This window comes from Synechococcus sp. R3-13, from assembly GCF_047462195.1.
Lineage (GTDB): Bacteria > Cyanobacteriota > Cyanobacteriia > Thermostichales > Thermostichaceae > Thermostichus.
Genome location: NZ_JANSIO010000360.1, coordinates 1 through 1,933 on the forward strand (window position 1 = coordinate 1; position 1,933 = coordinate 1,933).

The following is a 1,933-nucleotide window of genomic DNA, read 5'->3' on the forward strand; positions in this document are numbered from 1 at the left end:
TATCCTAACATAAGATCAACACGACCTAGCAATTTTCTCAACAATCTTCAGCCATGCCCCAGACCGGCCTCGATACCTTTCAGCTTCTCTACCAGCACCACCGTGGCCCCAGCTTCTGCGAGCGCATGCTGGCAACAGCTCCTGGGCGCTTTAACGAGGCGTTTTGGCACTTCTGGCAGATGCACATTGAGCCCTGCCTGCCTCCTGCACCGCGCTTGTTGGATCTGGGAACCGGGCCGGGCTTTGCTCTGGGTCAGTGGGCGCAACGCTATCCCGGAGGGCACTTCATCGGGGTGGATGTGATGCCCTACATGTTGGAGCGAGCGGCGGCAGATTTGAAAGGGATCCCTGGAATCCAGCTGCTGCAGGCCGACCTGCACGACCCTCACTTGCCGCTTGCGGCCAACAGCATCGATGCAGCTCAGGCAGTGGTGGTGTTGCACGAGATGGTGCAGCCCTTGCGCTTGTTGCAGGAGGTGTTGCGTCTACTCAAGCCGGGGGGGCGATTTTTGCTGGTGGATTGGGTGCGCGCCCCGCTCAGCCTCTACTTCGATGCCGATACAGAGGCCCAACTCTTCCAGTCGGACACGCCTTTGGAAACGCTGCTGGATCAGTTTACCCACTTCTACGAGCACAATCGCTTCAGCGCCGAAGACCTGGTGTGGTTGTTGGAGAAGGTGGGTTTCGCGGTGGTGGCTCAGCAGCTCTACAACCAAAATCGCTTTGTGCGACTTGCAGCCGAAAAGCCTATCTCCTGAATGTCCAACTGCCCATAACGAGATGTTTTGGACTACGGAGTGCAGAATAGACCAATAAACAGAACAGTGTCCAAATCAATTCAGATTACTCTCGCTGTTTTCGTTCATGGCTGCAGGGATCCAATGGGCAGGCTGCGCCTGGGCAAACACCTGCACTTCAGTGCTCATCTTGCGCAGTTGGCGGGCTAACTTGATTGCCTTGTCGCGGGGAAGGGGTGGGCTCACCACCGCCGGCAGACAGCCCAATAGGGGTTTCAGGGCCGTTTTGGGCAGGCGTGCGTAGAACGATAAAGCCGAGAGGATCTCCTCTTCAAAATAGGGGTTGCGACACTCCAAAAGGCGCACTTGATACAACTCTGGGGGAAGAGGCCGTCCTTGGGTCAGGCGAATCAGGGATTCCACCGTTCCCATCACATAGAGTTGATCGCCTTCTTTCAACAGGGTCTTGCCCTCTTTTTGCCAGATCTTGGGAAAAACACAGGGTTTCCCCGGTCGGGAGCGATGCAGCAAGATCACCAGGTCATAGTCCTGGGCCAGTTGGCGCAAGGATAGCCCCAGGTAGTGGCAATCGGCCGAGACCTCCAGCAGCGTCACCAGCAGAGTTTCCCCCTGCCAAGCCAGAGTGCCGTAGACGGATCCCACCAGTGCTGCGGTGGCAAAAGCCCGTGCCCCCAGCCCGGTAGCGCTGTAGCTGATCCCCAGGGTCTGCATGTGGCGCTGCATGCGAGCCGCCAATTCGGGATCGGTAACCCGCAAAATGGTGCGGATCCCCGGCTGCAGGCTGTGGGCCGTCAGGGCCGTCTCCAGGTTGGTGAGATCGTCAGGGGTGGTGCAGATCAGGCAGCGGCTGCCCTGAATGCGAGCCTGTTGCAGCGTGCTTGCCAGGGCGTAATCCCCACGAATCACCACTGCCCTCTCCCGTTCCGCCGCCTCCAGCAGAGGGTTCTCGCTATTGGGATCCACCACCACCACCTCGTAGCCCATCTGCCGCAACAACTGCAGCCGCCACCGATAGGGAAAAATGCTGCGGCAAAACCGAGTCGAGATAGCGGGCAAGGCTGTGGTTGAACAGACGGGAGACGACACGCACCTGTGGATTGAGATCTCGAATCAGCAAAGCCAGCTCGAAATTGGCTTGGTCGCTGTCCTGATACATTCACGCTGAACTCTCCTGA

The 1,933-nt window shown here is 58.2% G+C and carries 3 protein-coding genes; 1 reads left to right on the plus strand and 2 read right to left on the minus strand.

Features of this window, described 5'->3' with window-relative positions:
• The first annotated feature begins 53 nt into the window (after window positions 1-53).
• A complete protein-coding gene (locus NW856_RS10910) occupies window positions 54-758 on the plus strand; it encodes a class I SAM-dependent methyltransferase (protein WP_414383511.1) in 705 nt (234 codons plus the stop codon).
• 75 nt (window positions 759-833) lie between these two features.
• Here NW856_RS10910 and NW856_RS10915 read toward each other — a convergent pair whose 3' ends face one another.
• Both NW856_RS10915 and NW856_RS10920 read right to left on the minus strand, forming a co-directional pair.
• Complete coding sequence (locus NW856_RS10915) at window positions 834-1,754, minus strand: potassium channel family protein (protein WP_414400251.1); 921 nt, start codon at window positions 1,752-1,754, stop codon at window positions 834-836.
• Window positions 1,708-1,914, minus strand: a complete 207-nt coding sequence (locus NW856_RS10920; RefSeq protein ID WP_414400253.1) for a hypothetical protein — start codon at window positions 1,912-1,914, stop codon at window positions 1,708-1,710. The genes NW856_RS10915 and NW856_RS10920 overlap by 47 nt, the downstream gene beginning before the upstream one ends.
• Between the last annotated feature and the right edge of the window lie 19 nt (window positions 1,915-1,933).